This is a genomic window from Okeania sp. SIO3B5, from assembly GCF_010692555.1.
GTDB lineage: Bacteria > Cyanobacteriota > Cyanobacteriia > Cyanobacteriales > Microcoleaceae > Okeania.
Genome location: NZ_JAAHHG010000048.1, coordinates 31,919 through 38,298, shown reverse-complemented (window position 1 = coordinate 38,298; position 6,380 = coordinate 31,919). Strand labels below are relative to the sequence as shown.

The following is a 6,380-nucleotide window of genomic DNA, read 5'->3' as shown; positions in this document are numbered from 1 at the left end:
CAAGAAACGGACGTGGAGGCAAGCGTCAGACTACTGCCAAAGTAGCAGCAGCCTGTGAGACGTCAACCCACCGAGGAGCTAAGGCTCGGTAGGAATCCCCGTGCCTTTAGGCCGGGGAGGATGTCAAACTACAAATTTTCTCCCCCTGGGGTGACATAATTTTTTACCATTTCCTTTTGTTGATGTTTTCATCTTCATACTATTGCACTATTTGCAGGAAATTAACAGGGTTTCTAAAATAAGCGTCAATGCACCTAAAACCTAAAACCTAATTTTTTTATAGATATGAATCAATCAACATCGCTAGATATTTCAGCCATTCGAGTTGGCAAAATTAAACTTTTAGCAAATGCTCATCTGCCTGGTGTAGATTTAGCAGGAACCCAGCTTTCAGAAGCAGACTTCTACCAAGCTAACTTGATTGGAGTTAATTTTGCTGGAGCTAATCTACAGAAAGCACAATTGAGAGCTAACCTGCGTGGGGCAGACTTCACTGGTGCAGATTTGAGAGAGGCAGACTTTCGTAATGCTGACCTACGGGGTGCTCTTTTTATGGATGCCCAAGTTAGAGGAGCTAGCTTTGCAGGTGCTTTCTTAAATGGGGCTGTATTGAATAGTTTAGAATTAAGTGGGGCTGATTTTCGTGGGGCCGACTTACGAGGTGTGAATTTCACTAGAACTATTTTATTTCAAGCAGAATTTAGTAGTGCCAATCTAGCTGGTGCAGATTTATCCCAAGCAGATTTAGAAGAAGCTAATTTTACTGGTGCTATACTCCGGGGCACAAATTTACAACGGGCTAATTTGCTCTGTGCTATTGTCGATCAGGCTGACTTCAATGGTGCTCTACTCACGGATGCTTGTCTGCAAGGTACACCCCTTGATTCAGTCAATTCCTAAAAGTTTGATTTGCGTAGGCTATGTATTTTATAAAATTGATAAGTAGATGCAAAGTAATGCTTATTAAGTACATAAGTACAAGTAAACTTTACAATTCTTCATGAAACTGTTAGTATATCAATGAAGGCAAACATTGAAAAATTATGGTGACCGCATTGTTTACCAATGTACCAATGCAAAATCAAAGTGGCGATCGCCTAGTGAGCAAGGCAGTAGGAGCTGCTATTGCAGCCCTGTTTAAAAGCTCTGATAAAGTCGAAGCCAACGTCCGTGCCGAGCCAGTGGCCAAACTCTTACAAGGTAGTCTGGATGGGTTTGATTTCATCGGCAAAGGAATGCGGATGTACAATGGCCTTCGGATTGAAGTTATGGAGCTTTACCTACAAGCTGTCTCAATAGACTTTAGTGCCATTTTTACTGGTAAAGTCAAATTAAGGCAGCCGATCCAGGCTACTATGAGGACTGTATTAACCGAGTCAGACTTGACCACTTCTTTCAATACCCCATTTGTGGTAGAGAAACTGCAAAGGCTCAAATATCAAGGACAACCCCTACATTTCCAAAATACTCAAATGACTATCACTGAAGATCGAGCCCTCAGACTTAAAACTCAAATCGGTGTAGGAAGCCCAAATCAAACTATAGAAGTTGATTTCACTGCTAACGTCGAAGTGGAAGATAGACGTAAAATCAAATTTGTCAATGTTAAATATAATGGTAATCAAGAGTCAGTAGATTTAGGTAAATCTCTAATAGACCATGTAAATAATTTACTAGACCTAGATAAATTTGCCTTAGAAAATACTCAACTTAGAGTAGATCGACTACGGGTAGGAAGAGATGATATTACATTCTATGGTATAGCTAAGATTGACCAGTTTCCTAGTGGGAAGAAAAATAAATAGCTATTGCTGCTACGCGGAAGTCAAAAGTCAAAAGTCAAAAGCGAGTGCGTAATTCTGAGGGAACCTCAGAATGTAAGACGCACTCAAGACAGTCAAAAGTATTAACTGGTAAGCTTTTTAGGATTTTGTAACTGGTTAGTTATTTCTGCCATCCTGCACTATTAATCTTTAAAATCTATCTCGTGCAAGAGCAAAATCGATGAAGAGAGATTAATAATAAAGCAGGAACTGACTACAAGTATACAGTTTCCTTGACAACTCTGGCTTCTTTCTCAAACAAGCTCAGAAATGAAATAATACTGAGGTTAGACAAAAGCTACTCTAAAAAATAATCTCTTCCTAGTTAGAGTAGCTTCTAATCTTCATTGACATCCTCTCCGGCCTGAAGGCGCGGAGATTCCTACTGAGCCGTAGCTTCTCGGCGGGTTGACGTTTTGCTTCGCATAGCTGTCGCTAACACAGGGTGCTGCTTCCTTGGCGGTAGTCTAACGCTTCCCTCCACGTCCGCGCACGAGTTTCCGAGTGCCCCCCGGCAACTAATAACACTGTAGCATATATTCAATTCACTTGCATACTAAAATAAAAAGTCGCCCTACAAGGGCGAGGCTTTAAACCCAATTTTTCGGTAAAAAGTACCCTTTTCCACCCTAATATAATTTTATAAATACAGATTTAGCAGTTGCTTCATCTAAACCAATAGCTAGGCAAAATTGTATACAACAGATTCCTCGCATAAGAAGTACAGAAATGAACAATTAAATGTTTATAGTGCGGGCATCTTGCCCGCGATGGGTATACCTCACTAAAGTAGAATCTGCTGTATATTCAGATTGAAAAATAGTTCCATAATTATTAGCATCAAGGGCACTTAAAATAGCATTAGCTTTGGTAACATGGGATTCCTAAATTTATCGTGAATTAGAAAAATTATCAACATATACTTTAACAACTTTTCAGTATTCTTGAAGACTTACTTTTCTATCACGATTAATATCAGCAGGTTGCCAGTATCGTCATTGATCGAGATTTTTAGCCTACTTTTGCAAGTCTACTATTTCTATATAAGTACTACTATATTGAGCAAGATTTTTAGCCTACCTTTGCAAGTCTACTATTTTTATATAAGTACTACTATCAGTGTCATATACATGAAAATATTTTGTAAGCATTCAGCCATCAGCTATCAGCTATCAGTTATTAATTCATTGCCTTGAGAGCAGGAATTAGTATTAAAAAATTCAAGGATAATTATAAAGTATTGAAAAAAAACTGACCTTGACCTTACCAGTGTATATACATTATCTATGAAACAGCTAAAAGCTGAACACTAATAGCTGTTTGTGCAGCATTCCGCAGGAAATACTTACAATATTTTATCTTTACCTTGCAATAAAAAGGCAAAGAGGTTAATTAAAAAAAACTTTCCCCAAAAATTATGCACTATCAACTTTGATAGACTAATAGGGTTCAGTTAAGGATTTTTTTGCAGTTCTGTAGTTTTAAAAGCCTATCTAATGGTTCCATATTATAGGATTATAGGAGTTTTCGTCTTAACTGAACCGTATTGTTTTATAGACAACTTTTATAGATGTAGTCTAATTTAATGAACACTGCGATAAAATTTCTCCCTATCTTGCAATAAACAGGCAAATAGATGAAATTTTCCAAGAAAACCTTCCCCAAAAATTCATGCACTATCAACTACAAATTTTTCCCTATAAAAGAAACTTCAAACAACCTCTCAAAACCAGTCATGGTATTTGGAATATTAGAGAAGGAATTATTTTACAACTAACTAGCGAAACTGGGAAAATAGGTTTAGGTGAAATTGCCCCTTTGAGTTGGTTTGGCTCTGAAACTTTGTCGGAAGCTTTAGATTTTTGTCACCACTTACCAACAGAAATTACAGTAGAAAAAATTTTATCTATTCCTGAAAATTTACCGGCTTGTAAGTTTGGTTTTGAGTCAGCTTGGGAAAATCTTAGAGAAAGAGAAATAGACAAGAAAGAAGAATTAAAAAACTCTAATTTTTACAGTGCTTTATTACCAGAAGGAGAGCCAGCTCTAGAAATTTGGAAGCCACTATGGCAAGAAGGATATCGTACTTTTAAATGGAAGATAGGAGTTAGTAAAATTCAAACGGAACTACAAATTTTTCAGCAGTTAGTTAAAGCGCTTCCTACAGAAGCAAATCTCAGATTAGATGCTAATGGCGGATTAACTTTTGAGGAGGCAAAACAATGGTTAGAAATATGTGAAAATCTCAATTTAATTGAATTTATAGAACAACCTTTATCTGTTGATAAATTTGAGGAAATGTTGGAATTAAGTCATCAACACTCGACTCCTATAGCTTTAGATGAATCTGTTGCCAACTTTAGTAAAATGCAACAATATTATCAACAGGGTTGGCGAGGAATATTTTCGATAAAACCTGCTATTTTTGGTTCGCCTTCGCAACTCCGTAATTTTTGCCAAAATCATACTATTGATATAGTTTTCTCTTCAGTATTTGAAACAAAAGTTGGTAGAAAATCAGCACTACGACTCGCGACAGAATTACAATCAAATCTACTCAAAAATCGCGCCTTTGGTTTTGGAATTACCCATTGGTTTGATGAGCAAGAAGAAATATGTTCAACAATTAATAATTAATAATTAATAATTAATAATTAATAATTAATAATAACCTCTCCTTGAAAGCGGATAGGATTGACTAATCATGAAAAATTTTTCTCTCTTGGTCGATTGGATATGGCTCTGGGACCTCACCATCCCACCCTATGGGAAAGCTGCGCTTTTTCCTACGGAATGCTCCGCAAACATGTCGCGTAGCGTTAACGTAGTTATGCGCCAGCAAAACGACCGCTTGTTTCTCCTTTAAAAGAGAGGCTTTAAACCTTAATTATTCGGTAAGACAATTTATGAACCAAATTTTTAACTATCTGAGTGTAAATAGCGATTTACTGATTAGTAATGAAAGTAGCGATATCTACTCTATTAGTCAAAAAAAGTTTGAATACTTGAACGAAAATTTTCACCCAGAATCTCCACCAAAGATATTTATATCGGAATCAAAACCAACAGAATTTGTTACCAGTTTTGTTGCTGCCGTTGCTACTGGTTTTCAAGTCTTTCTATGTAATCCAAATTGGGGTAAACAAGAATGGGAACAAGTATTAGAATTAGCACAACCAGACATAATTTTTGGAAATACTCTCGACGAAAATTTTCTAGGAGCAGATATATACAAAAATGATGTATCTCCTCAAAATAGCATCTCTCTAAAACCAATACATACTAATAATAATACCAAGGAACTTTTTCCGAAAAATTTGATTATGATTCCTACAGGTGGCTCATCTGGAAAAGTTAAATTTACTATTCATACATGGAAAACATTAATAGCATCAGTGGAAGGCTTCCAAAAATATTTCCAAGTACAACAAATTAACTCATTTTGTGTTTTACCCTTATATCACGTCAGTGGTTTAATGCAATTTATGCGCTCCTTTACTACTGGAGGAAATTTAGTAATTTTGCCATCATATAAAGAAATTTTCGACAAAAAGGAATGGAATATTAATCCCAATAAATTTTTTATTTCCCTAGTACCAACTCAATTACAAAAGCTGATACAAAATTCAGAAACAGCAAACTGGTTATCTAATTTTCAGACAGTGCTTTTAGGTGGCGCACCTGCTTGGCAAGAATTATTTGATATAGCCAGAAAATATCAAATTAAATTAGCACCCACTTACGGAATGACTGAAACTGCTGCTCAAGTTGCTACTCTTAAACCCGAAGATTTTTTGACAGGAAATAATAGCAACGGTCAAATTTTACCCCACGCAGAAATTATGATTAAAAGTGAAAATGGGGATATTTTAGGCAAAAATAAAATTGGAATTATTAACATCAAAGCTAATTCTTTAGCATTAGGGTATTATCCAAACTTATTTAATTATTCTGAAACTTTTGTGGCGGATGATTTAGGATTTTTAGATAATCAAAATTACTTAAATATAGTAGGTCGTCATAGTCAAAAAATTATTACTGGTGGGGAAAATGTTTTTCCGGCAGAAGTAGAAGCAGCTATTTTGGCAACTGGATTAGTTACTGATGTTTGTGTAATAGGTTTACCCCATAAATATTGGGGTGAAATTGTGACTGCTGTTTATGTTGCTGATGACTTAGAAGTTTCTGTAGAAAAGTTTATGGTTGCAATTAATGGAAAATTGAGTAAGTTTAAACAACCTAAATCTTGGATTAAAATTGAAAATTTACCTCGTAATTATCAGGGTAAAATTAATCGTGAATTGTTAAAAAAAATAGCAATTCAGAAGGAAGAAGGAAGAGGGAAGAAGGAAGAAGGAAGAAGGCTTTAGTTATCTAGGAGAGAAGAAGGCTTTAGTTATCTAGGAGAGAAGAAAAGCTTACATTGTCTAAATTTTAAACAATTGAAATTTCGACACCTTTCCTTTGAGAAGGAAGAAGGCTTTAGTTATCTAAGAGAGAAGAAGACTTTAGTTATCTAGGAGAGAAGAAAATCTGACATTGCCTGAATTTTAAACA

At 35.8% G+C, this 6,380-nt stretch carries 4 protein-coding genes; all 4 read left to right on the top strand.

Annotated elements, in window-relative coordinates; all coding sequences use genetic code 11:
- Positions 1 to 285: 285 nt before the first annotated feature.
- The 4 genes from F6K54_RS09545 to F6K54_RS09530 all read left to right on the top strand — a co-directional run bounded on the left by F6K54_RS09545 (position 286) and on the right by F6K54_RS09530 (position 6,193).
- Complete coding sequence (locus F6K54_RS09545; RefSeq protein WP_293076841.1) at positions 286 to 900, top strand: pentapeptide repeat-containing protein; 615 nt, start codon at positions 286 to 288, stop codon at positions 898 to 900.
- Positions 901 to 1,043: 143 nt separating this feature from the next.
- Positions 1,044 to 1,805 carry a DUF2993 domain-containing protein gene (locus F6K54_RS09540; RefSeq protein ID WP_293076839.1) on the top strand — a complete coding sequence of 254 codons (762 nt, stop codon included), beginning with the start codon at positions 1,044 to 1,046 and terminating at the stop codon, positions 1,803 to 1,805.
- Between the two features lie 1,689 nt (positions 1,806 to 3,494).
- Entirely contained in the window at positions 3,495 to 4,460 is a 966-nt protein-coding gene (locus tag F6K54_RS09535; protein ID WP_293076837.1) for an o-succinylbenzoate synthase, read from the top strand.
- A gap of 269 nt (positions 4,461 to 4,729) precedes the next feature.
- Positions 4,730 to 6,193, top strand: coding sequence for a 2-succinylbenzoate--CoA ligase (locus F6K54_RS09530; RefSeq protein WP_293076835.1), 1,464 nt, complete (start codon positions 4,730 to 4,732; stop codon positions 6,191 to 6,193).
- Positions 6,194 to 6,380: the final 187 nt, after the last annotated feature.

Bases quoted from the DNA above. Each gene is read 5' to 3' on its own strand.
- F6K54_RS09545 (WP_293076841.1), top strand. From the start codon at position 286: ATGAATCAATCAACATCGCTAGATATTTCAGCCATTCGAGTTGGCAAA.
- F6K54_RS09540 (WP_293076839.1), top strand. From the start codon at position 1,044: ATGGTGACCGCATTGTTTACCAATGTACCAATGCAAAATCAAAGTGGC.
- F6K54_RS09535 (WP_293076837.1), top strand. From the start codon at position 3,495: ATGCACTATCAACTACAAATTTTTCCCTATAAAAGAAACTTCAAACAA.
- F6K54_RS09530 (WP_293076835.1), top strand. From the start codon at position 4,730: ATGAACCAAATTTTTAACTATCTGAGTGTAAATAGCGATTTACTGATT.